This window comes from Variovorax sp. YR750 (assembly GCF_900109805.1).
Taxonomy (GTDB): Bacteria; Pseudomonadota; Gammaproteobacteria; order Burkholderiales; family Burkholderiaceae_C; genus Variovorax; species Variovorax gossypii.
In genome coordinates this window covers 68,235-94,459 of sequence record NZ_FOBJ01000011.1, presented here as the reverse complement: position 1 = coordinate 94,459, position 26,225 = coordinate 68,235, and the positions used below count along the sequence as shown (strand labels likewise).

At 68.3% G+C, this 26,225-nt stretch carries 19 protein-coding genes; 9 read left to right on the top strand and 10 right to left on the bottom strand.

Annotated features, from left to right (window positions below):
- Window positions 1-19: 19 nt before the first annotated feature.
- Window positions 20-979 (bottom strand): glutathione synthase, encoded by a 960-nt coding sequence (gshB, locus tag BMY35_RS22250; RefSeq protein WP_093203825.1) that lies wholly within the window; start codon window positions 977-979, stop codon window positions 20-22.
- Between the two features lie 264 nt (window positions 980-1,243).
- Here gshB and BMY35_RS22245 point away from each other — a divergent pair, with 264 nt between their 5' ends.
- Together BMY35_RS22245 and BMY35_RS22240 are read left to right on the top strand one after the other, a co-directional pair.
- Window positions 1,244-1,672: a hypothetical protein gene (locus BMY35_RS22245; protein ID WP_093203823.1), complete on the top strand. Its 429-nt coding sequence runs from the start codon at window positions 1,244-1,246 to the stop codon at window positions 1,670-1,672.
- 10 nt (window positions 1,673-1,682) lie between these two features.
- Window positions 1,683-2,606, top strand: coding sequence for a polysaccharide deacetylase family protein (locus BMY35_RS22240; RefSeq protein ID WP_093203820.1), 924 nt, complete (start codon window positions 1,683-1,685; stop codon window positions 2,604-2,606).
- Window positions 2,607-2,621: 15 nt separating this feature from the next.
- Here BMY35_RS22240 and BMY35_RS22235 read toward each other — a convergent pair whose 3' ends face one another.
- The 6 genes from BMY35_RS22235 to leuS form a co-directional block, all read right to left on the bottom strand.
- Window positions 2,622-4,490 (bottom strand): potassium transporter Kup, encoded by a 1,869-nt coding sequence (locus BMY35_RS22235; RefSeq protein ID WP_093203818.1) that lies wholly within the window; start codon window positions 4,488-4,490, stop codon window positions 2,622-2,624.
- A 170-nt stretch (window positions 4,491-4,660) separates the two neighbouring features.
- Window positions 4,661-5,986 (bottom strand): glutamate--cysteine ligase, encoded by a 1,326-nt coding sequence (gene gshA, locus BMY35_RS22230; protein ID WP_093203815.1) that lies wholly within the window; start codon window positions 5,984-5,986, stop codon window positions 4,661-4,663.
- Between the two features lie 105 nt (window positions 5,987-6,091).
- A complete protein-coding gene (locus tag BMY35_RS22225) occupies window positions 6,092-7,384 on the bottom strand; it encodes a glutamate-5-semialdehyde dehydrogenase (RefSeq protein ID WP_093203812.1) in 1,293 nt (430 codons plus the stop codon).
- An 85-nt stretch (window positions 7,385-7,469) separates the two neighbouring features.
- The gene (gene holA, locus BMY35_RS22220) at window positions 7,470-8,534 is read right to left on the bottom strand and encodes a DNA polymerase III subunit delta (protein ID WP_093203810.1); all 1,065 of its coding nucleotides are present in this window, start codon (window positions 8,532-8,534) and stop codon (window positions 7,470-7,472) included.
- 19 nt (window positions 8,535-8,553) lie between these two features.
- On the bottom strand, window positions 8,554-9,075 hold the full coding sequence (gene lptE / locus BMY35_RS22215) for an LPS-assembly lipoprotein LptE (RefSeq protein ID WP_093203807.1): 522 nt from the start codon (window positions 9,073-9,075) through the stop codon (window positions 8,554-8,556).
- 35 nt (window positions 9,076-9,110) lie between these two features.
- Window positions 9,111-11,741 carry a leucine--tRNA ligase gene (leuS, locus tag BMY35_RS22210; protein WP_093203805.1) on the bottom strand — a complete coding sequence of 877 codons (2,631 nt, stop codon included), beginning with the start codon at window positions 11,739-11,741 and terminating at the stop codon, window positions 9,111-9,113.
- Window positions 11,742-11,901: 160 nt separating this feature from the next.
- On the opposite strand from leuS, the gene BMY35_RS22205 reads away from it, so the two are divergent.
- Together BMY35_RS22205 and BMY35_RS22200 are read left to right on the top strand one after the other, a co-directional pair.
- Window positions 11,902-12,876, top strand: coding sequence for a Bug family tripartite tricarboxylate transporter substrate binding protein (locus BMY35_RS22205; RefSeq protein WP_093203802.1), 975 nt, complete (start codon window positions 11,902-11,904; stop codon window positions 12,874-12,876).
- Window positions 12,869-13,951, top strand: a complete 1,083-nt coding sequence (locus BMY35_RS22200) for an NAD/NADP octopine/nopaline dehydrogenase family protein (protein WP_093203800.1) — start codon at window positions 12,869-12,871, stop codon at window positions 13,949-13,951. The genes BMY35_RS22205 and BMY35_RS22200 overlap by 8 nt, the downstream gene beginning before the upstream one ends.
- Here the strand turns inward: BMY35_RS22200 and BMY35_RS22195 are convergent.
- The 3 genes from BMY35_RS22195 to BMY35_RS22185 are packed head-to-tail and all read right to left on the bottom strand — an operon-like array spanning window position 13,943 to window position 16,526.
- Window positions 13,943-14,545 (bottom strand): peroxidase-related enzyme, encoded by a 603-nt coding sequence (locus BMY35_RS22195; protein ID WP_093203797.1) that lies wholly within the window; start codon window positions 14,543-14,545, stop codon window positions 13,943-13,945. The genes BMY35_RS22200 and BMY35_RS22195 overlap by 9 nt on opposite strands.
- Entirely contained in the window at window positions 14,542-15,051 is a 510-nt protein-coding gene (locus BMY35_RS22190) for a CMD domain-containing protein (RefSeq protein WP_093203795.1), read from the bottom strand. Before BMY35_RS22190 ends, BMY35_RS22195 begins: the two co-directional genes overlap by 4 nt.
- Window positions 15,048-16,526 (bottom strand): NAD(P)-binding domain-containing protein, encoded by a 1,479-nt coding sequence (locus BMY35_RS22185; protein WP_093204261.1) that lies wholly within the window; start codon window positions 16,524-16,526, stop codon window positions 15,048-15,050. The genes BMY35_RS22190 and BMY35_RS22185 overlap by 4 nt, the downstream gene beginning before the upstream one ends.
- Window positions 16,527-16,661: 135 nt before the next feature.
- On the opposite strand from BMY35_RS22185, the gene BMY35_RS22180 reads away from it, so the two are divergent.
- The 5 genes from BMY35_RS22180 (at window position 16,662) to glgA (ending at window position 26,214) form a co-directional block, all read left to right on the top strand.
- Window positions 16,662-18,338: an alpha-amylase family glycosyl hydrolase gene (locus BMY35_RS22180; protein ID WP_093203792.1), complete on the top strand. Its 1,677-nt coding sequence runs from the start codon at window positions 16,662-16,664 to the stop codon at window positions 18,336-18,338.
- A 5-nt stretch (window positions 18,339-18,343) separates the two neighbouring features.
- Window positions 18,344-20,521 carry a 1,4-alpha-glucan branching protein GlgB gene (gene glgB / locus BMY35_RS22175; protein WP_093203790.1) on the top strand — a complete coding sequence of 726 codons (2,178 nt, stop codon included), beginning with the start codon at window positions 18,344-18,346 and terminating at the stop codon, window positions 20,519-20,521.
- A 693-nt stretch (window positions 20,522-21,214) separates the two neighbouring features.
- Window positions 21,215-23,323 (top strand): glycogen debranching protein GlgX, encoded by a 2,109-nt coding sequence (glgX, locus tag BMY35_RS22165; protein ID WP_093203787.1) that lies wholly within the window; start codon window positions 21,215-21,217, stop codon window positions 23,321-23,323.
- 91 nt (window positions 23,324-23,414) lie between these two features.
- Window positions 23,415-24,731 (top strand): glucose-1-phosphate adenylyltransferase, encoded by a 1,317-nt coding sequence (gene glgC, locus BMY35_RS22160; RefSeq protein ID WP_093203785.1) that lies wholly within the window; start codon window positions 23,415-23,417, stop codon window positions 24,729-24,731.
- Window positions 24,732-24,741: 10 nt separating this feature from the next.
- Window positions 24,742-26,214, top strand: a complete 1,473-nt coding sequence (glgA, locus tag BMY35_RS22155; RefSeq protein ID WP_093203782.1) for a glycogen synthase GlgA — start codon at window positions 24,742-24,744, stop codon at window positions 26,212-26,214.
- The last annotated feature ends 11 nt before the right edge of the window (window positions 26,215-26,225 follow it).

The window sequence follows — 26,225 nt, the reverse complement described above, 5'->3', positions numbered from 1 at the left end:
CGAACGCGCTGAGGTAGCGTCAGCGGCCCTGCTGGCGCAGGGTCGCCTCGAGCGCATCGATGAACATCGCCGGCACGTCGAAGCCGGTCTGCTCGGTGATTTCCTGGAAGCAGGTCGGGCTGGTCACGTTGATCTCGGTGACCGAGTCGCCGATCACGTCGAGCCCGATCAGCAGCAGCCCGCGCGGCGCCAGCGCGCGGCCCACGGTCTCGGCGATCTCGCGGTTGCGCGGCGTGAGCGGCTGCGCCACGCCCTTGCCACCCGCCGCCAGGTTGCCGCGCACCTCGGTACCCTGCGGAATGCGCGCCAGCACGAAGGGCGCCGGCTCGCCGGCAATGATGAGGATGCGCTTGTCGCCCTGCGAGATCTCGGGCACGAAGCGCTGCACCATGATGGTTTCGGCGCCGTCCTTGTTGAGCGTCTCGACGATGGAGCCGAGATTCAGCGCATCCTGCTTCACGCGGAAGATGCCCATGCCGCCCATGCCGTCGAGCGGCTTCAGGATGATGTCGCCGTGCTCGGCGTGGAAGTCGCGCACGGCCTGCGGGCTGCGCGTCACCAGCGTGGGCGTGACGAACTGCGGAAACTCCATGATCGCCAGCTTCTCGGGGTGGTCGCGCAGCGCGCGCGGCTTGTTCACCACGTGCGCGCCTTCCCGCTCGGCCTGCTCCAACAGGTGCGTGGCGTAGATGTACTCGGCGTCGAAGGGCGGGTCCTTGCGCATGAGCACGGCGTCGAAGTCCTTCAGCGCCTTGGCCTCGGTGATGTCGATGCGGTACCAGTCCTTCGCGTCGCCGGTCAGCGTGATCTGCTGCACCGTGGCCGTGACCATGCCGCCCGATTTCCACTGGATGTCCTGCGGCAGGCAGGCCGCGATGCGGTAGCCGCGACGCTGCGCCTCGCGCATCATCGAGAAGGTCGTGTCCTTGTAGATCTTGAAGTGATCGAGCTGATCGGCGACGAAGAGGATGTTTTTCATCAGGCGTTCTTTCTTGCGTTGCCGGGGCGCGGCGGCCATTGGCATGGATATCGGGGCGCGATGTTGCCGGAAGCGGCGATGTCCTTGCCGGCGGGGGCTTTTTTCTCTTCAGCCCGCCGCGGCCAGCCGGGCCGCGCAACGCGCATCGGGTGATTGTGCCGGGAGCTCGCGGGCGCAGGATTGTCAACAATCTGAGACCCATAACGTCAACCATCCGGCACGAGAATTGCATGCCTGCGACTGCGACAACTCCCGGAGAACCTCGTGGACACATCCTTTTCGCAAGGCGGCCCCGCGCCCGATCCCGCCGCCGTGGTCGACGAATTCCTGCGCCTGGTGATGATTCCGGACCCGCAGTCGGCCTCGCGCTTCACCGCGCCCGACATCCGCATCCGCTTCACCGGCAATCGCCCGATGCATGCGCCTGCCGACACCTCGGCCTTCAATGCAAAGCGCTATGCCTGGGTGAAGAAGAAGATCGAGCGCACCGAAACGGTGGCCGGCGGCACGCCCGAGGAAACGGTGGTCTACAGCCTCGGCACGCTCTACGGCGCATGGCCCGATGGCACGGCCTTCGAGGGCAACCGCTATGTCGACCGCTACGTGGTGCGCCACGGCCTGATCGTGCAGATGGACGTGTGGAACGACAGCGCCGAATGGCTGCTGGTGCGCGCCGGCCTCGCGGTGCTGTGAGGCCACCGGCATGAGCACGCGCTGGCCCGACCGGCTGCCCACGCACGACCGCTTCGACTACCGGCCCATCACGCGGCGGCCCGACTACACCTGGCCGAACGGCGCGCGGCTGGCGGTGTACATCGGCTTCAACGTCGAGCACTTCGCCTTCGGGGACGGGCTGGGCGCATGCATCGGCCCCGCCTCGCCGCAACCAGACGTGCTCAACCACGGCTGGCGCGAGTACGGCAATCGCGTCGGCGCGTGGCGCTGCCTCGAGCTGTTCGACGCGCTCGCGCTGCCGACCGGCGCGCTCGTCAACACAGCGCTGTACGACCACTGCCCCGAGCTGGTCCAGGCGCTGGTGGCACGCGGCGACGAACTGATCGGCCACGGCCACAGCAATGCGGAACGCCAGGGCGTGCTCGACGAGGAGCACGAGCGCGCACTGCTGCTGCGCTGCCGCGAGCGCATGCTGCGCGAAAGCGGGCAGGCGCCCGCGGGCTGGCTTTCGCCGTGGATCTCCGAAAGCGCCCTCACGCCCGACCTGCTGGCCGAGACCGGCTACGGCTACACGCTCAACTGGTGCCACGACGACCAGCCGCTGCGCATGCGCACGCGCGGCGGCGGCTCGCTGTGGTCGGTGCCGTACCCGCAGGAGCTCAACGACATCCCGATGATCGTCGGCCGCCTGATGGACGCCAAGGACTTCAGCACCATGGTGGTCGACAACTTCGAGGAAATGCTCGATCAGTCACGCGCGCAGCCGCTGGTGATGGGCGTGGCGCTGCATCCGTACATCGTGGGGCAGCCCTACCGGCTGAGACACCTGCGCACCGCGCTGGCGCGCCTGGCCCAGGCGCGGGACCGGGGCGATATCTGGTTCACCACGCCGGGGGCGATCGCCTCGCATGTGGGCGAGATCGAGAGGGAGCGGCCAGGGGAGTTCGGCTGAGCCGCGCACCCGGCCTCAGATCTCGATCTTCGAGCCCAGCTCCACCACCGCGTTGTTCGGCAGCCCCAGGAAGGCGGCCGCCCCGCTCGCGTTGTGGTGCATCTGCGCGAACAGCTTCTCGCGCCACGGCGCCATGCCGCTGCCCAGCGTGGGAATGACGACGTCGCGCGACAGGAAGTAGCTGGTGGTCATCTGCTCGAGCTGGCAGCCGCGCATGCGGGCGTTCTCGAGCGCGCGCGGCAGGTCGATGTCGTTCTTGAAGCCGTAGTGCACGATGATCTGCCAGCAGTGATGGCCCAGCGCCTCGATCTCGATGCGCTTGTCCATCGGGATCCACGGCACCTCGTGGTTGCGCACGGTGACGAACATGTTCTGCTCGTGCAGCACCTTGTTGTGCTTGAGGTTGTGCAGCAACGCGTTCGGCACCACGCCCGGCTCGGCCGTGAGGAACACCGCCGTGCCGTCGACGCGCGCGGGCGGGCTCACGAACACCGAATCGAGAAACGACTTCAGGTCGATGGCATCGGCGTGCTGCGCCTCGCCCATCAGGCGGCGGCCTTCCTTCCACGTGATCATCAGCGTGAAGACGAAGCCGCCGATCAGCAGCGGGAACCAGCCGCCCTCGAAGAGCTTGAGCAGGTTCGACGCGAAGAACAGGAAGTCGACGATGAAGAAAAGCGCGGTGGAGCCGATGCAAAGCGCCAGCGGCAGCTTCCACGCATAGCGGATCACGAAGAAGGTCAGCACCGTGGTGATCAGCATGTCGGTGGTCACGGCGATGCCGTAGGCCGCGGCCAGGCTGCTCGACGAGCGGAACATGACCACCGCCAGCACGATGGCCACGAACAGGCCCCAGTTGACCAGCGGAATGTAGATCTGCCCCGCCGTGCGCACGCTCGTGTGCTCGATGTTCAGGCGCGGCAGGTAGCCCAGCTGGATGACCTGTCGCGTGACGCTGAAGGCGCCGGTGATGAGGGCCTGCGACGCGATCACGGTAGCTGCAGTGGCCAGCAGCACCAGCGGAATGAGCGCCCATTCAGGCGCCATCATGAAGAACGGGTTCTTCACTGCCTCGGGGTTCTCCAGCAGCAGCGCGCCCTGGCCGAAGTAGTTGAGCGTGAGCGCCGGCATCACCACCGAGAACCACGCGATGCGGATCGGGCTCTTGCCGAAGTGGCCCAGGTCGGCGTACAGCGCCTCGGCGCCGGTCACGCACAGCACAGTGGCGCCCAGCAGGATGAAGCTGGTGCCCGGGTTGTCCCACATGAACTTCAGCGCGTAGAACGGGTTCAGCGCCTTCAGGATCTCGGGGTGGTGCAGGATCTGCGACACGCCGAGCACGGCGATCGCGAGGAACCAGGTCAGCGTGATCGGCCCGAAGAACTTGCCGATGCCCGCGGTGCCGCGCTTCTGCACCACGAACAGGCAGAACAGCACGACCAGGGTGAGAGGAATGACGTAGTGCGTGAAGTGCGGCGACACCACTTCCAGGCCCTCGACCGCCGAGAGCACCGAGATGGCCGGGGTGATGACCCCGTCGCCGTAGAAGAGCGATGTGCCGAAGATGCCGACCACCAGCAGCAGGTGGCGCAGCCTGGGCTTGTCGGCCACCGCGCGGGAGGCCAGCGCCAGCATGGCGACCAGACCGCCCTCGCCTTCGTTGTCGGCGCGCAGCACGAGCACGACGTACTTGATGGACACGATGACCGTGAGCGTCCAGAAGAACATCGAGAGGATGCCGTAGACGTTCTCGACGGTGAAAGGCACGTGGCCGTGGCCGAACACTTCCTTGACGGCGTACAGCACGCTGGTGCCGATGTCGCCATAGACGACGCCGATGGCGCCGACGATCAGGCCGGCTGAGAGATTTTTGGGGGCTGACACGAGGTCGATGGGAAAAGGACAGGCTGCTGGAATCGACGCGTCAGTCAGGCACGCCGGGGTGCGAAAGGCGAACTTTAGTCCACCTTCTTGCCCTCCCGCCCTTTTGTTTCCGTTGCTGTGGGGCCGCTATTTTGCCGTTGCCCGCCGCCTAGGCAAGCCGCCCCCGGCAATCATTCGTAGATTTCGGCGTCCGGATCGGTCGCTTCCATCTCGTAGCTGGCGGCCACCATGGCCAGCCGGCCGACCACGCCGTACATGTAGAAGCGGTTGGGCGCACTGGCGCCAGGCTTGGCTCCCGGCTGTGGCAAGTGCGCACTTTCAGAAAAGGCCAGCGGCACGAAGCTCGCGCCCGGCAGCTTCAGGTTCTCGTCGGCGGCGCGCTCGGAATGCACGCGGTAGAAGCCCCCGACCACATAGCGGTCCATCATGTAGACCACCGGCTCGGCCACGCCGTTGTGCACGCGCTCGTTGGTGAGCACGCCTTCCTGGACGATCAGCTCAGTGGGCTCGCGCAGGTCGCGGCCAGCACCCGTCCTGGCGGCTGGGGCAATGCTGGCGGCGCCGGTACGCGGCTTGCCGATCAGCGCCTCGACGTCCTTGGCGTCACGAACCGTCACCACGCCTGGGCTGCCGCTTCCGCTGTGGCCGCCCTTGACGACGACGAAGGGCTTCTCGTTGATGCCGTATTCCTTGTACTTGCGGCGCACCTTGGTCAGCACCGCGTCCACATGGCTGGTGAGCACGTCGATGCCGCGGCCCTCGGCCACGTCCACGCCTTCGGCTCGCGCATAGATCGGGTTGATGAGCCACGGGTCGATGCCCAGCAGCTTGCCGAAGCGCTTGGACAGCTCCTCGTAGCTGTGCAGATGGTTGCTCTTGCGGCGCACCGACCAGCCCGCGTGCAGCGGCGGCAGCAGGTACTGCTCGTGCAAATCCTCGAGGATGCCGGGAGTTCCCGCCGAAAGCTCGTTGTTAAGGAGAATTGTGCAGGGATCGAAGTTCTTCAGCCCCAGCCGACGCTTGCTGCGCACGACAGGTTCGAGCGTCACGGTCTCGCCGTTCGGCAGCTCGATCTTCTTGGGCGACTTGATGGCCGGATCGATCGACCCGATGCGCACATTGAGCCCCGCCATGTGGAAGATGCGCACGAGTTGCGCGACGTTGGCGAGATAAAAGGTATTTTTGGAGTGATTTTCCGGAATGACGAGCAGATTGCGCGCCTCCGGGCAGATCTTCTCGATGGCCGCCTGCGCTGCCTGCACCGCCAGCGGCAGCATTTCCTTGGTGAGGTTGTTCCAGCCACCCGGAAAGAGGTTGGTGTCGACCGGCGCCAGCTTGAAGCCCGCGTTGCGGATGTCGACGGCGCTGTAGAACGGCGGCGTGTGCTCCATCCACTCGAGCCGGAACCAGCGCTCGATGGCGGGCATCGAGTCGAGCACCCGCTGCTCCAGTTCGTTGATCGGGCCGGTCAGGGCGGTGACTAGATGCGGAACCATGCGGCGGCCTTGTTGGTTTTGTGCTTAAAGGTGGAGCGGAATTCTAGGATTTGGGGATGTACGCCCCAATGACAAGGCCGCGCGCGGACGCATCGAACCCGGGCATCAGCTCCGGACTTCGCCCTGCCCCAGCACCACGTACTTGAGCGAGGTCAGTCCTTCGATGCCCACCGGGCCGCGCGCATGGAACTTGTCGGTGCTGATGCCGATTTCGGCACCCAGCCCGAACTCGAAGCCGTCCGCGAAGCGTGTGCTCGCATTGACCATCACGCTTGCCGAATCGACCTCGCGCAGGAAGCGCTGGGCATGCACATGGTCGCGCGTCACGATGGCGTCGGTGTGGTGGCTCGAGTAGCGGTTGATGTGGGCGATGGCCTCGTCCACGCCGGCCACCACCTTGATGCTGATGACCGCGGCGAGGTATTCCTCCGACCAGTCGGACTCGACCGCATCGACCACCTTGGCCTTCGGATCGAGCGCGCCGTCGGCCCGCAGGATGGCCGCCGCCGCCGGGTCGCAGCGCATTTCCACGCCCTTGGCCGCGAAGATGGCGGCGATCTCGGGCAGGAAGTCGTCGGCCACCGCGGCCGACACCAGCAGGCCTTCGGCGGCGTTGCAGGGGCTGTATTTCTGGGTCTTGGCGTTGTCGACGATGCGAAGCGCCATGTCGAACTCGGCCGAGTCGTCCACGTAGACGTGGCAATTGCCGTCCAGGTGCTTGATGACCGGCACCTTGGCGTCGCGGCTGATTCGCTCGATCAGGCCCTTGCCGCCGCGCGGGATGATCACGTCGACGAACTCGGGCATGGCGATCAGCCGGCCCACGGCCTCGCGGTCAGTGGTCTGCACCAGCTGCACAGCCTCGACCGGCAGCCCGGCCTCGGCCAGCGCCTCCGACACGAGCAGCGCCAGTGCCTTGTTCGATTCGATGGCTTCCGAGCCGCCGCGCAGGATGGCGGCGTTGCCGCTCTTGATCGCCAGGCTCGCGGCCTCGATGGTCACGTTGGGCCGGCTCTCGTAGATCATGCCGAAGACGCCGATCGGCACGCGCATCTGGCCGACGCGGATGCCGCTGGGCTGCTGCTTCATGCCGATGATCTCGCCGATCACGTCGGCCATGCCGGCGAGCTGCTCGCAGCCCTGGGCGACGGTCTCGATGACCTTGGGCGTGAGCTTGAGGCGGTCGACCATCGGCGCCGAGAGGCCGGCGGCCGTGGCGCGCTCCAGGTCCTTCTGGTTGGCCACGGAAAGCACCGGGCCGGCTTCGCGCAGGCGGCGGGCCAGCGCCTTCAGCGCCGTGTTCTTGCTGGCCGCATCGGCACGAGCCATGAGGAATGCGGCGGTCTTGGCTTGCAGGCCTAGCGCCTGCATGTGTTCGCTTACGTTGAACGCGTTCATCCGCGTATTTTCCCACGCCGACCCCGGCCCGGCTGGCGCAGGTCTTTTGGTGGCTGGAGCCGCCCGTACCGGCCGGACCGGCAGCTCAGGCGCGCCGCGCCGCGCCGCCGCAGGCGCGGCACAGCATCAGCGCGAGCCGCTGCAGGGCCTGCCAGCCGCTGGCGGGCCAGTCGGGCTGCTTCAGGCCCTTCACGATGCCGTCCACCACGTGCGCCGCGCGCAGCAGGCGGGTCAGCATGCGGTCGTCCAGCCGGGGCAGTACGCGCTCGAAGGCGCGCTCGCGCGGTCCCCAGATGCGGTTCTCGCGCAGGGCCATGGGCAGCGGGCGGCCCGAGGCCATGGCGTCCTTCACGCGCTTGAGGGCACGGATGTCTTCGGCGATGGCGTAATGCACCAGCACCTCGGCCTCGCCCTCGGCCTGCAGGCCGTCGAGCATGCGCGCCACGCGCTGGGGATTGCCGGCCAGCACCGCCTCGGACAGCTTGAACACGTCGTAGCGCGCCACGTTGTTGACCGCGCCCTCGACCTGCTCCCAGCTCAGCTCGCCGGCCGGGTGCAGCAGCGCGAGCTTCTGGATCTCCTGGTGCGCCGCGAGCAGGTTGCCCTCCACGCGGTCGGCGAAGAACTGCAGCGTGCGCTGGCCTTCATCGCCGGGCATGACGCGCTGGCCCTGCTGGCCCAGCCGCTGCGCGATCCACTGCGGCAGCGCGTTGCGCTCGATGGGGTCGACCTGGATGCTCGCGCCGTTGTTCTCCAGCGCAGAGAACCAGGCACCGGTGCGCGTGGCCTTGTCCAGCCTGGGCAACATCACCAGCGTGAGCGTGCTGTCGTTGCCGGGCGCCGATTCGGCCAGCTGCTGCAGGGCCGCGCTGCCGTCCTTTCCGGGCTTGCCCGAGGGGATGCGGATCTCGACGATCTGCTTGTCGGCGAACAGCGAAAGCGAGCCCCCGGCCGCGAGCACCGCGCTCCAGTCGAAGTGCGCGCCGGCCACGGTGTACGAGCTGCGCTCGGTGTAGCCCTGCGCGCGCGCGGCGGTACGGATGGCATCGGCCGCCTCCTGCGCGAGCAGCGGCTCATCGCCGTGGATCGTGTAGAGGGGCTTCAGGCCCTTCTGCAGATGGGCCGCGAGCTGGGCGCTGGCGAGTTGCATGGAAAAGAAAGAGCCGGTCTCAGATTTCCTTGACCGCCGCCAGCCGGCGCATCAGCTGCTGCGCGATGTCCGACTGCATGTCGCGGAACAGCAGGTCGGCTTCGCCTTCCTTCGCCAGCGCGTTGGTCTCGTTGAAGCTCAGGTCGCGCGTCTGCGAGACATCCGTGGGCGGCAGCAGGTCCTTGCCGCCCGGCGTACGCAGCTTGAAGCGCACCTTCAGCTGCAGCTGCAGTTCGCGCACCAAGCCGGCCGAGTTGGTCGAAATGACGATGCGGTTGCGATCCTCGCTCAGGATCTCGAGCACCACGTCGGCCTTGGAGGCGTCCTCTCCCGACAGCACCGTCACCGAGCCGGTCGCCCGCAGCTCACGCCTGATCTGGTTGATGATGGCCGAGTTGCCCGACACCGACAGCGACTTGAACGCGAAGACGGGAGCCTTGCGCAGCTCGAAGCCGCAGCCGGCCAGGCCGAGCGAGGCACCGGCCGCCGTCAGCCCGAGAAGAAAGCCGCGGCGCGGCAGCGAGACATTGCGAGTGTTCATGCTTGCTTGGTTGATTGAGTCGTTCGTTCGGCGGTTCAGATGACCACGTTGACCAGGCGGCCCGGAACCACGATCACGCGCTTGGCGGACGCCCCCTCGGCGAAGGCCACGAAGTCGTCGCAGGCGAGCGCGAGCTTCTCGATCTCGTCCTTCGACGCGCCGGCCGGCACGCTGAGCTTGCCGCGCAGCTTGCCGTTGACCTGCAGCATGAGCTCGATCTCGTCCTGCACCAGCGCGCTCACGTCGACCGTGGGCCAGGGCGCATCGAGCAGGCCGCCCATGTCCTTGTCGTAGCCGAGCTCGTTCCACAGCTGCTGGGCGATGTGCGGCGTGGCCGGGTACAGGCAGCGCAGCAGGATGCCGAAGCCCTCGCGCAATGCAGCCAAGTCGCCTGGCGTCCCTTCGGATTTGAAGCCCTCCATCGCGTTCAGCAGCTTCATGGCCCCCGACACCACCGTGTTGTATTGCATGCGCTGGTAGTCATAGTCGACCTGGCGCAGCACGGCATGCACTTCGCGGCGCAGCGCCTGCGCACTCTTGCCATACACCGGCGGGCCGCTCGGTGAAACAGGCATTTCGGCCAGCGCTGCACCAAAGTTCCACACGCGGCGCAGGAAGCGGTAGCTGCCTTCGACTGCCGCGTCGTTCCACTCGAGCGTGGCCTCGGGCGGCGCCGTGAACATGGTGTACAGGCGCGCGGTATCGGCGCCGTACTTTTCGATCAGGTCCTGCGGGTCAACGCCGTTGCGCTCGGTCTTGCCCATCTTGCCGACGCCGCCGTACTCGAGCTTCGTTCCGTCGGCCAGCGTACCGCCGATGATCCGGCCCTGCGCATCGACCACCGGGGTGACTTCGGTCGGCGGGAAGAAGTTCTGCCCCCCCTTCTCGCCCCGGTTGTAGAAGATGTGATTGAGCACCATGCCCTGCGTCAGCAGCTTGCTGAAGGGCTCGTCGGCCTTCACCAGGCCGAGGTCGCGCATCACCTTGGTCCAGAAGCGCGCGTACAGCAGGTGAAGAATGGCGTGCTCGATGCCGCCGATGTACTGGTCCATCGGCATCCAGTAGTCGGCGCCGCCGGCCACCATCGCCTCGTCGTTCTTCGGGTCGCAGTAGCGCATGAAGTACCACGACGAGTCGACGAAGGTGTCCATCGTGTCGGTCTCGCGCCGCGCGGGCTTGCCGCACACGGGGCAGACCACGCCGGCATGGAAGCCTTCGTGCTTGTTCAGCGGGTTGCCCGAGCCGTCCGGCACGCAGTCGGTGGGCAGCACCACCGGCAGGTCCTTCTCGGGCACCGGCACTGCGCCATGCTCGTCGCAATGGATGATCGGGATCGGCGTGCCCCAGTAGCGCTGGCGGCTCACGCCCCAGTCGCGCAGACGCCAGGTGGTCTGCAGCTCGCCCAGGCCCTTCTGGCCCAGCGCATGCGCCACGGCGGCCACGGCCTCCTTGTAGGTCATGCCGCTGAAATTGTCGGAGTTGATGGTCACGCCGCGCTGCTTGTCGCCGTACCAGTCCTGCCACTTGTGATAGTCGAAGTGCGGCTCGTCGTCGACCAGCACCACCTGGATGATCTCGATGCCGTACTTGTTGGCGAAGGCGAAGTCGCGCTCGTCGTGCGCGGGCACGCCCATCACGGCGCCATCGCCGTAGCCGATCAGCACGTAGTTGCCGACCCACACCGGCACCTGCTCCTCGGTGATCGGGTGCATCACCGTCAGGCCGGTGGGCACGCCCTTCTTCTCCTGCGTGGCGAGTTCGGCCTCGGTGGTGCCGCCGCTCTTGCACTCCTCGATGAAGGCCGCGACCTTGGGGTCGAGCGTGGCGGCATGCGCGGCCAGCGGGTGCTCGGGCGCCACGGCGCAGAAGGTCACGCCCATGATGGTGTCGGCGCGCGTGGTGAACACGTACATGCGGCCGTCCTGGATCAGCTTGCCGTCGGCGCCCTTGATGTCATGCGTGAAGGCGAAGCGCACGCCCTCGCTCTTGCCGATCCAGTTCTCCTGCATCAGCTTGACGCGCTCGGGCCAGCCCGGCAGCTTGTGCTGGGTGTGCTCGAGCAGCTCCTCGGCGTAGTCGCTGATCTTCAGGTAGTAGCCCGGGATCTCGCGGCGCTCGACCGTGGCGCCGGTGCGCCAGCCCTTGCCGTCGATCACCTGCTCGTTGGCCAGCACGGTCTGGTCGACCGGGTCCCAGTTGACGACCTGGGTCTTTCGGTAGGCAATGCCCTTCTCGAGCATCTTCAGGAACAGCCACTGGTTCCACTTGTAGTAGCTGGGATCGCAGGTGGCGATCTCGCGGCTCCAGTCGATGGCCAGGCCCATGGCCTGGAGCTGGCCCTTCATGTAGGCGATGTTCTCGTAGGTCCACTTGGCCGGCGGCACGCCGTTCTTCAGCGCGGCGTTCTCGGCCGGCAGGCCGAAGGCGTCCCAGCCCATGGGCATCAGCACGTTGTAGCCGCTCATGCGCAGGTAGCGCGTGAGCATGTCGTTGATCGTGTAGTTGCGCACGTGGCCCATGTGCAGCTTGCCGCTGGGGTACGGCAGCATCGAGCAGGCGTAGTACTTCTTGCGGCTCGCGTCCTCGGTGACGCGGTAGGCATCGGCGGCGCTCCATTGCGCCTGGGCAGCGGACTCGACGTCGCTGGGTTTGTAGCTGGGATTCATGGCGGTTCGGCAAGAGCCCGGCTCGGAGCGGCCGGGAACGCGGGATTATCGCGCCCGGGCGAGGCCCCGGCCCGCAGACTCTAGACTCGGGGCACGTAACCTGCGTGTTGCGCGGGTAACGCCTGCCGCCCGGCAGGCTCGTCGCACCGCCTGAAGCACCATGAAACTGCGCCTGAAACACCTTGCCCTGGCCCTCGCGGCCGCCGCCGGCCTCGCCGCCACACCCCTCTGGGCCCAGCAGAACGACAAGCCCCTGCGCATCGTCGTGCCCTTCGCCACCGGGGGGGCGCAGGACGTCATCGCCCGCTACCTGGGCGCCAAGCTCACCGACAAGCTGGGCCAGCCGGTCATCATCGACAACAAGGCCGGTGCCGGCGGCATCGTGGCCGCCGACGCGGTGGCCAAGGCGACCGACGGGGCCACGGTGCTGCTGGCCACCGGCGGCGCGGTCACCATCGCGCCCCACCTGCAGGCCAAGCTCCCCTACGACCCGGTGCACGAGCTGGTACCGGTCGCCCTGGTCGCCGACACCCCCATGACGCTCTCCGTGCGCGCCGAAAGCCCCTACAAGACGGTGGCTGACGTGCTGCGCGACGCCAGGGCCAAGCCCGGCCAGGTCACCTACGCCTCGACCGGCAACGGCACCGTCTCGCACCTGACCGGTGCGCTGCTGGCCCAGGCCAGCGGCGTGAACCTGCTGCACGTGCCCTACCGCGGCGCCGCGCCGGCCCTCACCGACCTGCTGGGCGGCCAGGTGGCGACCATCGTGACCAGCGTGGCCTCGATCGAGCCCATGGTCGCCAGCGGCAAGGCCCGCGTGCTCGGCACCTTCTCGCGCGCCGCGCTGCCCAGCATGGGCTCGGCCCCGACCATCGGCGACGCCACGGGCCTGCCGGGCATGGAAGTGCCGGTCTGGGTCGGTGTGATGGCGCCGGCGCGCATGCCGGCGGCGAGCATCGAGAAGCTGTCGGCCGCACTGGTCGAGGTGTGCAACCTGCCGGAGACGAAGCAGCGCTTCGCCCAGCTGGGCGCAGTCAATACCTGCGGCGGCGCGGCGGCTCTGGGCAAGGTCGTGACCGAGGACAGCCAGCGCTGGGCCAAGGTCATCAAGCAAGGCGGAATCAAGGTTGACTGAGCCCGCGGGCCACAATTACCGCGTCGGCATCGCGGGCGCCGGGGCGATCGCGCTGGCCAGCGCGGCCTGGCTGCGGCGGGCCGGCCACGGCGTCATCGTCTGGTCGCCCGGCGGACGAGGCGCTGACGCGCTGCGCACGCAGCCGCTGGAAGCCGGCGGCATCCAGTCGTTTTCGGTGAGCGTCGAAGTCGCCGACGACCCGGCCGGGCTCTGCGCCGCCTCCGACGTTCTCCTGCTCGCCCTGCCCGTCAACGGCCACAGGCAGGTGATGGACTCCCTGCTGCCCTTCCTGCGCGACGGCCAGACGGTGATCGTCAGCTCGATGGCCTCGCTGTCGTCGCTCTATCTGCACGAAGCCGCGGTGCGCGCCGGCCGGCAGGTCACCGTCGCCAGCTTCGGCACCACCGTGCTGACCGCGCGCCGCGAATCGGGTACCCAGGTCAAGGTGATGACACGGCGCAAAGCCGTCGGCGTCTCCGCCCTGCCCGGCCCCCGGGTGGATGAAGCCGTCGCGCTGTGCACGGATCTCTTCGGCGAAGGCTTTTCCGCGCAGGGCAACGCGCTCGCCAGCGCCCTGGCCAACGTCAATCCGCAGTCGCACGGGCCGCTCGCGGTCTTCAACTGGACACGCATCGAGCGCGCCGAGAACTGGCCGCAGTACCACTGCATGACGCCCGGCGTGGCGCGCGCGATCGAGGCGCTCGATGCCGAGCGCCGCGCCGTGGCGGCCGCCTTCGGCATCGAACTCGGTCCCATCGAGGCACATTTCGCTCGCTCCTTCGGCACCGAGTCGGAAAAGCTCGCCGACATCGCCGCCGAGCTGCACGCCAAGCGCGGCGGCCCGCCGGGCCCCACGCAGACCGACACCCGCTACGTGAGCGAGGACATGCCCTACGGCCTGGCCTTCGTCGAGGCGCTGGGCGCCATCGCCGGCGTGCCTACGCCCGCGACCCGCACCATCGTGGATGCGGCCTCGCTGGTCAACGGCATCGACTACCGCCGCGGGAACGACCTGATCGATCCTCTGGGCCTGGCGAACGAGACAGTCGCCGGCCTGCTCGCGCGCCTAGGCTGAGCCGTCGGCTTCCTCGGGGAACACCGGCTCCCCGAGGTTGAGCATCAGCCGGTTGGCCCAGGCGAAGATGGCCACCGAGTGGATCAGGTCGAGGATCTCCAGCTCGCCCAGCCCGACATCCTTCAGCTTGCGGATGTCCTCGGACGTGACCTTGTCGGGCTTCGCGCCCAGGCGGATCGAGAACTCGACGATGGCCTTCTCGCGCTCCGTGGTGCCGGCGCCCGCCGGCTCCTCGAACACCTGCGAGATCACGTCGTTGCGCTTGGCCAGCTGCTCGAAGCGCTGCGCGTGCACCGAGGCGCAGTACACGCAGCCGTTGACGCGCGACTCCACCGTGGCACCCAGCTCTCGCTCGGCGCGCGGCATGCCGCCCGGTGCGAACATGATCGCGTTGAAGGCGATGGAGCGCTGCAGCAATATCTCGGGCTGGTGCGCCAGCACCAGGAAGTAGGGCGAGGTGCGCGCCTGCGGGCTCATCTCGTCCAGCGCCGCCAGCTGCTCGGGCGTGGCGGTGTCGACGTTCACCGTGTCGAGCCACGGCTTCCACTTGAGCACTTCGTTGGTGAAGCCCTTGATGCGGATCGGGGCGCTCATGCCGACACCTCCAGCGCGGCCAGCGCCTTCAGGCCCGCGGCGACGCGGATCTGGTACGAGAGGAAGGCGATCAGCTGGCTCGTCGCCACGATGGCCGGCGTCGAAAGGCCGCTTTCGGCCAGCGACTGCACGGCAGCCCTGTCACCTTCAATGGGGCGCTCGATCAGCTTGCCGGTGAAGGCCAGCACGGCCTGCAGGCGTGCGTCGGCCACGGGTTTGCCGGCATCAACAGCCGAGACCACGGCGGCGGCGGCGCCCTCGGCCGCGAGCCGGTCGCGGTAGTGCACAGCGAGGCTGTCCGCCTTCGACACGCGGCAGGCATGCAGCGCCACCAGCAGCCGCTCGATCACCGAGATGCCCTCGACGGAGGGGGAAAACATCGCGTCGTAGCTGCCCTGCGTGGCGGCGAGCACCTTTTCGCGCTGGCGCCGCAGCGCCCAGTTGGGCTGGTCCGGCGTCAGCGGGACGACGGCATCGATCACATCGGAAACGGGTGTGCTTGTCATGGTTCGGTTTCTTCTCGATTTCTCTCTTGCGGCGGCAGCGCGGGCGTCCATTCGTCGCCGAACAGCTCCGGCTCGGCAAAGACTTCGAGGTTGGCCCAGTGATGGTCGAAGTCCTCGCGGTAGAACAGGCTGGCGATGCCGCTGGCCAGCCGTTTCGCACCGTCGCTGATGGCCGGGATGTCGCCCGACACCGTGCCGTGCGACAGCGCCGCCGGGTAGCAGAAGCAGTGGGTGCGCCCGAGCCCCGGGCATTCGCCGGGCGCGCGCTCCTTGAATTCGAAGGCCGGGCCGAGGTCGGGCGAGTCGTCCAGCTCCTGGTCTTCGTCGCCGGGGGCGGGCTGAAAGCGATCCTTCCAGGTGCGCACATGGGCGGCAATGCCGTCGAACTCGGGGCGGTTGGGCCAGTCGACCTTGAAGCCGGTCGAGACGATCAGGAAGTCGAATTCGAAGTCGCCCTTGGGCGTCGACACGCGCATCGCCTCGCCCTTCGGCTCGATGGCCAGCACCGGGCAGCCGAAGTTGAAGAAGGCATTGGGATGGCGCGACACCCGCAGCGTGCTGCCATGCGGCGGCGGCACGTTCAGCACGTTGATGTAGTGGCGGATGCGCCACTTGAGTTCGTCCGGCAGGTCGTAGTGCCCCTGCGTGAGCCCCGGCACGCCCGCGCCCTTGCCCTTGTTGACGCGCGGCAGGTCGGTGCGGCGGATCAGCAGCTCGACGCTGTGGGCGCCGGCCTCCAGCGCGGTGGCGGCGCTGTCCATGGCCGAAGAGCCGGCGCCGATCACACCCACGCGCAGGCCCTTGAGCCGGCCGTAGTCCATCTCGTCGGAAGAATGCGCCCACTGCGAGCGCGGCAGGGCGTTCACGAAGGCGGGAACGGCCGGGCCGCCAAGGCCGTCGCGCCCGGTGGCCAGGACGAGGCGGCGCGCCAGCACGCTGCTTTCGCCTCCGGGCGTGCGCAGGGCGAGGCGCACGCCGGTCGCATCGGGCAGGGGCTGGATGCCGGTCACGGCCGTGTTGTTGCGCACGTCCACGCCCATCACGCGGCGATACCAGACGAGGTAGTCCATCCACTGCAGGCGCGGGATCTTGTCCATCGCGGTCCAGGCCTCCAGCCCGAACTGGGCCTCGAACCATGCGCGGAAGGTGAGCGCGGGCAGCCCCAGCGCGGGACCGGTGAGCTCCTTGGGCGAGCGCAGCGTCTCCATGCGGGCCGTGGTGGCCCAGGGGCCCTCGCTGCCGGCGGGCGAGCGGTCGAAGATCACGGCGCGCACGCCCAGCTGCGCCAGCGCGACCGAGGCGGCCAGGCCGGCCTGGCCGCCGCCGACGATGGCCACGTCGAGCATGGGCTCGCCGCCGGCCTGCCGCGCGGGCATCCACTGGCGGGCGGGCCAGCCGAGGTATTCGAGGTCCTGGGCGAGCCGCGCTTCGAGCGCGGCCAGGGAAGAGGAGGAAGCGGGATCGGAAGTCGTCATCTTGAAAAGCGGGAACGGCGCCCAGTGTAGAAAGAAAGCTTCACGCGCCATCGCACCGTGCGCCGGCGCCCCGCATGACCGTATCACTGGCCCGGATTTCGCATGCCACAATGATTTCAGACCACAGGGACCGGCATGGGCAGCAAAACCGACGGCAGCAACAGCGAATGGTGGCGCGGCGCGGTGATCTACCAGATCTACCCGCGCAGCTTCATGGACAGCGACGGCGACGGCATCGGCGACCTGCCGGGCATCACGTCCCGGCTCGAACACGTGGCCGGCCTCGGCGTCGATGCCATCTGGGTCTCCCCCTTCTTCCGCTCGCCGATGAAGGACTTCGGCTACGACGTGGCCGACTACCGCGCGGTCGACCCGATCTTCGGCACGCTGGCCGACTTCGACGCCATGCTGGCGCGGATGCACGAGCTGGGTCTGAAGCTCATCATCGACCAGGTGCTCTCGCACACCTCCGACCAGCACGCCTGGTTCGCCGAAAGCCGGTCTTCGCGCGACAACCCCAAGGCCGACTGGTACGTGTGGGCCGACCCCAAGCCCGACGGCACGCCGCCGACCAACTGGCTCTCGGTGTTCGGCGGCTCGGCCTGGCAGTGGGACTCGCGCCGGCGCCAGTACTACCTGCACAGCTTCCTCGCCGAGCAGCCCGACCTCAACTTCCACAACCCCGAGGTGCAGGCGGCGCTGCTGGACGAGGTGCGCTTCTGGTGCGAGCGCGGCGTGGACGGCTTCCGCTTCGACGCCTGCAACCACCAGTTCCACGACGCGCTGCTGCGCGACAACCCGCCGGCCACGCTGGCCTCCATCGGCGAGGTCAGCACGGTGCGCGCCGACAACCCGTACGCGATGCAGCAGCACCTGTACGACAAGAGCCAGCCCGAGAACCTGGTTTTCCTCGAAAGCCTGCGCCGGCTGCTGGACGACTACGGCGCGGTGGCGCTGGGCGAGGTCGGCGATGAAAACGCGCCGCCGGTCATGGCCCGGTACACCGAGCTCGGCAAGCGACTGCACCTGGCCTACAGCTTCAGCCTGCTGACGGCCGACCACAGCCCCGCGCACCTGCGCCACCAGGTCGAGGCGCTCGACGACGCGCTCGCGCAAACGGGCGGCTGGGGCTGCTGGGCGGTATCGAACCACGACGTGCCGCGCGTCGCCACGCGCTGGAGCGACGGCAGCGCGCCCGACACGCGCCGCGACCGGCTCTGGCTCGCGCTGCTGCTGTCGCTGCGCGGCAGCGCCAGCATCTACCAGGGCGAGGAACTGGGCCTGCCCGAGGCCGAGGTGCCCTTCGAACTGCTGCAGGACCCGTACGGCCGCGCCTTCTGGCCCGAGTTCAAGGGCCGCGACGGCTGCCGCACGCCCATGCCCTGGACCCCCGAGGCACCCAACGGCGGCTTCAGCACCGGCACGCCCTGGCTGCCGGTGTACGGCCCGCACCTGCCGCTGGCCGTCGAACGGCAGGCCGCCGACCCCGGCTCGATGCTGGACTTCAGCCGCGCGCTGCTGCACTGGCGGCGTACCCAGCCGCTGCTGCGCACCGGCGGCATCCGCTTCATCGATGCGCCGGAGCCCCTGCTGCACTTCGAGCGCGGTGACGGCCTCCATTCGCTGCAGGCCGTCTTCAACCTCGGTGGCGAGCCGGTGTCGATGCCGCTGCCCGACGGGTTGATGCCTCTGGTCGGACAGCCGCTCGCGCCGACCGCCGTCATCCAGGACTCAGACGAAAGGCGCATGCTGGTGCTTGCGCCGTACGGCGTCTTCTTCGGCACGCCCGCCGCGGAAGAAGGACGAAGCTGACCGCCATGTCATCGAAGACCAAGCCGCTGCCCGAAGCCGATATCCACGCGCTGATGCGCGCGGAGCACGGCGATCCGTTCGCGGTGCTCGGCCCGCACGAGACTGCCGAGGGCCTGGTGGTGCGGGCGCTGCTGCCCGGCGCGCAGCACGTGGCCGTGGTGCATTCGCGCACCGGCTGGCCGCTTTCCATCCTCTCGCGCCATCCCGAGTCGGATCTGTTCAGCGGACTCGTTCCCGCGGCCGAGGCCCGCATGGGCTATTCGTTCCAGGTCGACTGGGACACGCACACCTCGCGGCTCGAGGACCCGTATCGCTTTCCGTTCGTGCTCGGCGAGACCGACGTGTGGCTGCTGGCCGAGGGCACGCACCTGCGGCCGTGGGAGCGCCTGGGCGCGCACCTGCGCGAGATGGACGGCGTGAAGGGCGTGGCCTTCGCGGTCTGGGCGCCGAACGCGAAGCGCGTGTCGGTGGTCGGCAGCTTCAACAACTGGGACGGCCGGCGCCACATGATGCGGCTGCGCCGCGAGTGCGGCGTGTGGGAGATCTTCGCGCCGCACGTGTCCGTGGGCGACAGCTACGAGTTCGAGATTTTGTCGGCGCAGGACGAGGTGCTGCGCAAGGCCGACCCCTTCGCCTTCTCGGCGCAGCTGCGCCCCGACACCGCCTGCGTGGTGCAGCCCCTGCCCGCGCCGGTGAAGATGCCCGAGGGCCGCGCCGCCGCGAACGGGCGCGACGCGCCCATCAGCATCTACGAGGTGCACCTGGGCTCGTGGCGCCGCAAGAACGGCCACGAATGGCTGGACTACCGCGAGCTGGCCGACACGCTGGTGCCTTATGCGCGCGACATGGGCTTCACGCACATCGAGCTGCTGCCCGTCAGCGAGCACCCCTTCGACGGCTCGTGGGGCTACCAGCCCATCGGCCTCTATGCGCCGACCTCGCGCTTCGGCACGCCCGGCGACTTCCGGCACTTCGTCGAGGCCGCGCACGCGGCGGGGCTGGGCGTGATCCTCGACTGGGTACCTGCGCACTTCCCCACCGATTCGCACGGCCTCGGCCGCTTCGACGGCACCGCGCTGTACGAGTACGCCGATCCGCGCGAGGGCTTCCACAACGACTGGCAGACACTGATCTTCAACTACGCGCGCACGGAGGTGCGCAACTACCTCGTCGGCAACGCGCTGTACTGGCTCGAGCGCTACGGCGTGGACGGCCTGCGCGTCGACGCGGTGGCGTCGATGCTGTACCGCGACTACAGCCGCAAGTCGGGCGAATGGGTGCCCAACGCGCTCGGCGGGCGCGAGAACCTGGAGGCCATCGAATTCCTGCGCCGCATGAACCGCGTGGTGGGCATCGAACGGCCCGGCGCGATGACGGTCGCCGAGGAGTCGACCAGCTTTCCCGGTGTGACCCGGCCGCCCGAGGACGGCGGGCTGGGCTTCCACTACAAGTGGAACATGGGCTGGATGAACGACACGCTGGCATACGCCGGCACCGATCCGGTCTACCGCAAGCACCATCATCGGCAGATCACCTTCGGGCTGATGTACGCGCACAGCGAGAACTTCGTGCTGCCGCTGTCGCATGACGAGGTGGTGCATGGCAAGGGATCGATGATCGGGCGCATGCCCGGCGACGAGTGGCAGAAGTTCGCGGGACTGCGCAATCTGTATGGGTACCTCTGGGCCTATCCGGGGAAGAAGCTGCTGTTCATGGGCGGGGAGTTTGCGCAGTACGCGGAGTGGAATGCCGATCGGAGTCTGGATTGGCATCTGCTGGAGCATGCGGCGCATCAGGGGGTGCGGAGGCTGGTGCGGGATCTGAACAACGTTTATCGGCACTTTCCTGCGCTGCATGAGCTCGACCATGAGGCGCGAGGGTTCGAGTGGATCGTGCATGACGATGCGGATCAGTCGGTGTTTGCTTTTGTGCGGCGGGCGCGGGATGGGGCGTTTGTTGTCGTGGTTTGCAACTTCACGCCTGTGCCTCGGCATGGGTATCGACTGGGGGTTCCTTCTAGCGGCTCCTACCGGGAGGTCATCAATACGGATGGGGTTGTCTATGGGGGGAGTGGGGTTGGGAATGGGGTTGTCGAGAGTTCGCCTGTGGCTTGGCATGGGAAGACGGACTCCTTGTCTATTAGCGTGCCGCCGCTGGGGACCTTGATGTGGGTGCTGGTTTGATCTTTGAGGTTGTTTGCTTCCCGAGGCCGGGTCTCGGCCCGGCGGCCGACTCACTTTCTTTTGCTTCGCCAAAAGAAAGTAAGCAAAGAAAAGGCGACCCTACTGTCTGCGTCCCTTCGCTTCGCTACGGGCAACCTGCGGTGCTCGACGTAGGAGGGGGTCCGCAGAACTCGCTTCACTTCGTTACGCTCAAACAGCTGCGGCCCTTGTCCCTCCTACGCCTGCGCTCCTCGGCGCAGCCAGAAGGGAGTTGGGAACCAAACAGGCCATCGCTGCGCTCGGCCGCCGAACAGCCTGCACTGGCCTTCGCTTCGCTCGGCCACGTATTCACATTCAACTTCAGCGCCGCCAACAAGAGCAGCGATTCACTCCAAGCACGGCAAGCGCGAAGCGCTTGCCGTGCCTTGGCGGCCGAGCGAAGCAAAGGCCCGGGTGTTCTCCCTCCCCTCTGGCTGCGCCGAGGAGCGCAGCGTTTCGCGGATCAGGGCTCGCAGCTGTTTGAGCGAAGCGAGTTCTGCGAGACCCCGCGAAACGCGAGCACCGCAGGTTGCCCCGTAGCGAAGCGAAGGGGTCGCAGACAGTGGGGTCGCCTTTTCTTTGCCTACTTTCTTTTGGCGAAGCAAAAGAAAGTAGGTCCGCCGCCGGGCGGAACTCCCGGCCCCGGGAAGCAAACTCCATGAGGAGCCCACAACAATGCTGAGCCCAGGCAACCCCTACCCCCTAGGCGCAACCCCCTCCCCCCAGGGCATCAACTTCGCAATAGCAGCCCCCACAGCAGAAGCAGTAGACCTCTGCATCTTCGACACCACAGGCAAGAACGAACAACAACGCCTCAGCCTGAAAGAACAAACAGACGGCATCTGGCACGGCCACCTCCCAAGCGGCAAGCCAGGCCTCGTCTACGGCTACCGAGTCCACGGCCCCTGGAACCCCAAGGCAGGCCAGCGCTTCAACCCATCGAAGCTGCTCCTCGACCCATACGCCCGCGAGATCGTAGGCACCTACGACGGCAGCGACCTCTTCCTGGGCCACGACCCGGCGAATCCAGAAAAAAGAGACCCCCGAGACAACGCAGCCATCGCCCTCAAGGCCCGGGTAGCGCCGGCACCGACCGAGCATGGACCTGCAGGCCACGCCCGCATCGCATCAGGCGACCGCGTCCTCTACGAACTCCACGTCAAGGGCCAGACAAAACTCCACCCCGCCGTCCCCGCAGTCCTCAGAGGCACCTACGCCGGCCTCGCCGAACCCGCGGTACTCGACCACCTCCAGCGACTGGGCATCACCACCCTGAGCCTCATGCCCGTGCAGCACCGCGCCGACGAGCCGCGCCTCCTGCGCATGGGCCTGAGCAACTACTGGGGCTACAACACCATCGGCTGGTTCGCGCCCGAAGCCCGCTACTGGAGCGGCCGCCCCGGCACCACGCCCGCCGGCGAGTTCCGCGCAATGGCCGACGCGATCCACGCGCGCGGCATGGAGCTGGTGATCGACGTGGTCTACAACCACAGCGCCGAGAGCGACGAACTCGGCCCGACGCTTTCGATGCGCGGCATCGACAACGCGCTCTACTACCACCTGCGCGCCGACGACCGCGCGCTCTACGAGAACTGGGCCGGCACCGGCAACTGCCTGAACCTCGGCGAGCCCCGCGTGCTGCAGCTCGTGATGGACAGCCTGCGCTTCTGGGCCTGCGAGATGGGCGTCGACGGTTTCCGCTTCGATCTCGCACCCGTGCTCGGCCGCGCCGACGCGCAACGCGGGTTCGATGCGCGCGCGCCCTTCTTCGCCGCCATTTCGCAAGACCCGGTGCTCTCGCGCACGCTGCTCATCGCCGAGCCCTGGGACATCGGCCCCGGCGGCTACCGGCTCGGCGGGTTCCCGCCCGGCTGGCTCGAATGGAACGACCGCTACCGCGACACGCAGCGCGGCTTCTGGCTGCGGCAGGAGCATGACGACAGGGCGAAGCTCGGCGACTTCGCCCATCGCTTCGCGGCCTCCAGCGCCCAGTTCGCGCACCACGGCCGCGCGCCGACGGCCAGCGTCAACTTCATCACCGCGCACGACGGCTTCACGCTGCGCGACCTGGTGAGCTACGGCGAGCGCCGCAACCTCGCCAACGGCGAGGGCAACCGCGACGGCCACGCCCACAACATGAGCAACAACTGCGGCGTCGAGGGCCCGAGCGACGACCCCGCCGTGCTCGCCCTGCGCACCCGCCTGCGGCGCGCGCTGCTCGCCACGCTGATGCTGTCGCAGGGCACGCCGATGCTGCTGGCCGGCGACGAGATCGGCCACGGCCAGCAGGGCAACAACAACGCCTACTGCCAGGACAACGAGACCACCTGGCTCGCGTGGATCGGCACGTCGGCGCCCGGCAGCGACGCGGCGCGCATGAGCGCCTTCTTGGCCCGCCTCGCCGCGCTGCGCCGCGAGGCCCCCGCCCTGCGCAGCACGCGCTGGTGGCCGGCGGAAGAGCCGTCAAGGGAGGCTCCGCGGGGAGCGCCGGGCATCCGCTGGCTGCGCCCCGACGGCGAGCCGATGACGCCCGCCGAATGGAGCTCGGGCACGGCCCTTGCAATCCTCTTCAGCCGTGACTTTCCTCACGACACCGCGGACGGCGGCGCATGGCTGGTGATGGTGAACGCGGGCCCCGAGACCGTGTCGTTCACGCTGCCGGCGGGCGCGTGGCGCCTTTGCCTGTCCACCGATCCCGACAGCGATCCGGACAACGCACAGGGCCGGGCGCTGACCGGCACGCTGCAGGTGCCTTTCTCGAGCATCGGGATTGCAAGAACGTAGGAGCCAGGCGTACGGCGCGGTGCTAGTCTCGATGCAGAAACTCTGACGGCGGATTCCGGCAAGCGAACAAACCAACGAACGGAGACTCAGGATGGACAACCCAACACCGCAAGCGCAGCTACCGCAACAGCAGGAGCTGCAGGCCCATCAACTGGTCCGCCGCACCATCGCACTGGTGCTGGCCGGCGGACGCGGCTCCCGCCTCAAGCAGCTGACCGACCGGCGCGCCAAGCCGGCCGTGTACTTCGGCGGCAAGTTCCGCATCATCGACTTCGCGCTGTCCAACTGCCTGAACTCGGGCATCAGGCGCATGGCGGTGGTCACGCAGTACAAGTCGCACTCGCTCATGCGCCACCTGCAGCGCGGCTGGAGCTTTTTGCGCGCCGAGCTCAACGAGATGGTCGACGTGCTTCCCGCCCAGCAGCGCGTGGGCGACGAGCACTGGTACCGCGGCACGGCCGACGCGGTGTTCCAGAACCTGGACATCATCCAGACCCGCTCCACCAGGCACGACTACGTGGTGGTGCTGGCCGGCGACCACATCTACAAGATGGACTACTCGCTGATGGTGAAGGACCATGCCGAGCGCGGCCTGGGCTGCACGGTCGGCTGCATCGAGGTGCCGCGCATGGAGGCCACGGCCTTCGGCGTGATGGCCGTGGACGACGGCCGCCAGATCACCGACTTCCTCGAGAAGCCCGCCGATCCGCCCGCCATGCCCGGCAGGCCCGACACGGCGCTGGCGAGCATGGGCATCTACGTGTTCGATTCCGAGTACCTCTACCAGCTGCTCGAGGAGGACAACGCCAACCCCGATTCGAGCCACGACTTCGGCAAGGACATCATCCCCCGCGCCGTGGCCCAGGGCCGCGCGCTGGCCCATCCCTTCGGCATGTCCTGCGTGACGCGGGCCTCGCGCGGGCCGGAGGCCAAGACCTACTGGCGCGACGTGGGCACGATTGATGCATTCTGGGCAGCCAACCTCGACCTGGCCTCCATCACCCCGGAGCTCGACATCTATGACACGGACTGGCCCATCTGGACCTACCAGCGGCAGCTGCCGCCGGCCAAGTTCGTGCTCGACCGCAACGGCCACCACGGCATGACGGTCAACACCATCGTCTCCGGCGGCTGCATCGTCTCGGGCTCCAAGGTCAGCAGCTCGGTGCTGTTCTCGGGCGTGCGCGTGCATTCCTTCTGCGAGATCAACGAGGCCGTGCTGCTGCCCGACGTGGAAGTCGGCCGCGGCGCCAGACTGAACCGCGTGGTGATCGACCGCGCCTGCGTCATACCCGAGGACATGGTGATCGGCGAAGATGCCGAGGCGGACGCCGCTCGCTTCGAGCGCACCGAGAACGGCGTGGTGCTGGTCACCCGCGAGATGCTCAAACGACTGGCCTCGGCCTGATCCACCAACGATGCGAATCCTCCAGGTCAGCGCCGAACTCTTCCCCCTCCTCAAGACCGGCGGCCTGGCCGACATCGCCGGCGCCCTGCCCCTGGCGCTCATCGCCGAAGGGCAGGACGCGCGCGTGCTGCTGCCGGGCTTCCCGGCCATCGTGGCCGGCGTGCGCGACCTGGCGCCCGTGGCCGCCTTCGATGCGCCCTGGGGCGAAGGCTTCGGGCTGCGCCTCGGGCACATCGACATCGACGGCACGCCCGGCATCCCGGCCTACGTGATCGACGCGCCGGCGCTCTACGGCCGGCCCGGCAACCCCTACGAGGACATCTCGCGCCAGCCCTACGGCGACAACCACCGCCGCTTCGCGCTGCTCGGCTGGGCGGCGGCGCAACTGGCGCAGGGGCTCGATCCGCAGTGGCAGCCCGAGGTGGTGCACGCGCACGACTGGCACGCCGCGCTCGCGCCGGCCTACCTGCACTTCGCGCGGCAGGCCGGCGGCCCGCGCGTGGGCAGCGTCTTCACCGTGCACAACCTGGCCTACCAGGGCATCTTCGCGCCCTGGCACTTTGCGGAGCTCGGCCTGCCCGGCCCGGCGTTCCAGATGAACGGCCTCGAATACCACGGCCAGATCTCGTTCATGAAGGGTGGCCTGTACTTCGCCGACCGGCTCACCACCGTGAGCCCGACCTACGCGCTGGAGATCCAGACCCCCGAGCAGGGCTGCGGGCTCGACGGCCTGCTGCGCCAGCGCAGCGCGGTGCTGAGCGGCATCCTCAACGCGGTCGACGACAAGGTCTGGAACCCCGCCACCGACGCCGCCCTGATCCAGGGCTATCACACGCCCGAAGGCCGCCACATGGCCGGCAAGGCGCGCTGCAAGTCGGTGCTGCAGCACCAGCTGGGGCTGGCCGAGCGGCCCGATGCGCCGCTCTTCATCGTCGTGAGCCGGCTCACCGAGCAGAAGGGCCTGCACCTGGTGCTCGGCGGGCTCGACGCACTGCTGGCCCAGGGCGGGCAGCTCGCGCTGCTGGGCAGCGGCGAGGCCTGGCTGGAGGAAGCCTTCCGCCAGCGCGCGGCGGCCGCGCCGCAGTCGGTAGCCGTGACCATCGGCTACAACGAGACGCTGGCCCACCAGCTCTTCGGCGCGGGCGACGTGACCCTGGTGCCCTCGCTCTTCGAACCCTGCGGCCTCACGCAGATGTACGGCCTGAAGTACGGCGCCCTGCCGCTGGTACGCCGCGTCGGCGGGCTGGCCGACACGGTGGTCGACAGCTCGCTTGAAGACCTGGCCAGCGGCGAGGCCACCGGCTTCGTGTTCGACCGCTTCGAAGTGGCCGACTACGAGCGCGCCGTGCGCCGCGCCTTCGCCCTGCACGAGCGCGCGCCCGACTGGCGCCGCGTGCGCGGCAACGCCATGCGGCGGCCGGCCGACTGGGCCACGGCGGCGGCGCAGTACATCGACGTCTACCGTCAAGCCATCCAGCAATAGATAGATAACCC